The organism is Streptomyces sp. NPDC111802 (assembly GCF_055634335.1).
This window is the reverse complement of sequence record NZ_JBVKCZ010000216.1, coordinates 1-1548: the sequence shown is the minus strand read 5'-3', so window position 1 is coordinate 1548 and position 1548 is coordinate 1. Positions and strand designations below refer to the sequence as shown.

The 1548-nt window shown below is 62.5% G+C and carries 2 protein-coding genes; both read right to left on the bottom strand.

The features are described 5' to 3' along the window. Positions 1-442: lytic transglycosylase domain-containing protein (locus ACZ7NC_RS45570; protein ID WP_471498360.1), on the bottom strand; the 442-nt coding region annotated here is incomplete at its 3' end. 188 nt (positions 443-630) lie between these two features. Beyond that, positions 631-1548, bottom strand: a 918-nt coding sequence (locus tag ACZ7NC_RS45565; protein WP_471498357.1) for a hypothetical protein, incomplete at its 5' end; no start/stop codon positions are given.

Sequence of the window (1548 nt, the reverse complement as noted above, 5' to 3'; positions counted from 1 at the left end):
TTCCCGCGTTGTAGGCGGCGAGCATGTTGCTCTGCTTGTTGCCGGGAACGTCCTTCACGTCCTTGGCAATGGTGCAGAGGTATTTGGCGGATGACAGGATTGCGTCCTGGGGATCCCAGACATTGCGCTTGCCGTCGCCGTTGCCGTCGATGCCGTGGGTTTCCCAAGTGGACGGCATGAACTGCGCGATTCCTTGTGCACCGACCGGCGACTTTGCTTCTGGATTGAAGCCGGATTCCTGTGTGAGGAGCGCGGCGAGCAGGTTGGGCGTGACTTCGGGGCAGGTGGTTCCTGCCTCCTCGATCAGGCTTTTGTAGTCGGCTGGCACGGACATGCTGAGTGCTGTTCCTATGGGGTCGTCGCCAGCGGCCTGGACGAGCGCGGCCACGACGACGGCCGCGGTCGCTCCCACGCCGACGGTGACGGCTGTAGAGGCTCTCAAGAGCGAAAATCTCCTTCCAGGGGATCTCAGGGGCTGAGTTCACTGTTTGCGCAGGTCATCCTGGGTTTTGCATCCGCCGGAGCGTCCGCCAGGCATCCGCCGGGCATCCGCCGGAGGCGTGGCTCCCGGCGGATGCCCGGCGTTTCCCGGCGGATGTCCGGCGGACGCTCCGGCGGATACGGCAGGGGTCACAAACCGGACTTCAGGGCGGCGATGAGGTCGGCGAGGTGGTAGCCGCGCACGCCCTTGTCGTCCTTGCCCGACGTGACGCCAAGCTGGGCAGAGAGTTTCCGCCCTTGCGTTACCGGACTTTCTTCGAGGATTCCGATGGCCGGGGCCAGGTCGGCGGTGGGCATGAACTCCACGTCCTTATCCCGCATCAGAGCGATGGCCTGCTTGAGCGGTGAATCCGGCGCGTCTTCGACTACCTTCGTCAGGCGGGATTCCGCTTCGTCCACCACACCCCAGATGAACTTGTCCTCGAAATTGAACCCGCGGATTAGGGTGGAACGCCCGCGGGCGAACAGGACGGCCTGCCCCTTGATGTCCGGGTCAAGCAGGGCCGGGTTGATCGGTGCGACCGTTTCGAAATAGGTGTCACCGAGAGCAACCTTGGCTGTTCCCGCCGATGCCACGTACAGGCACAGTCGGTAGAGGAACTGGTCACGGACCATGACGGGAATTGCATTCGTGGACGGGCGCTGCGTCATGAGAATCGTCGAGATGCCGGATTCCAGGGCCTTGGCGACCAACGACCGCGTGTCATTGGCGATCTGCTTGGCCTGGTCCTTTTCTTCGTTCGTGGAGCCGGAGGCGAAGAAGTCGGCCGCTTCGTCCACGATGAAGATGACCGGCTTGAATTTCGGTACGGGCTGGCGGTTACGGATGGCTTCCGTAATCTCCGCGTACCGCTTGTCCGAGCGTTCGTTGAGCTCTCGGACCATGTCCCAGAAAACGGCCGGATCGTCGGACGACTCGTAGCGGGTGGCAATCGACTCGAAACGGGTCAGCCCGCAGAACTTTCCATCGAGCAAATACAGCTCGAATTCGCCGTATGCGATCAGCAGGCAGGTGATGAGCCCGTTGACCAGCGTGGTCTTGCCCAT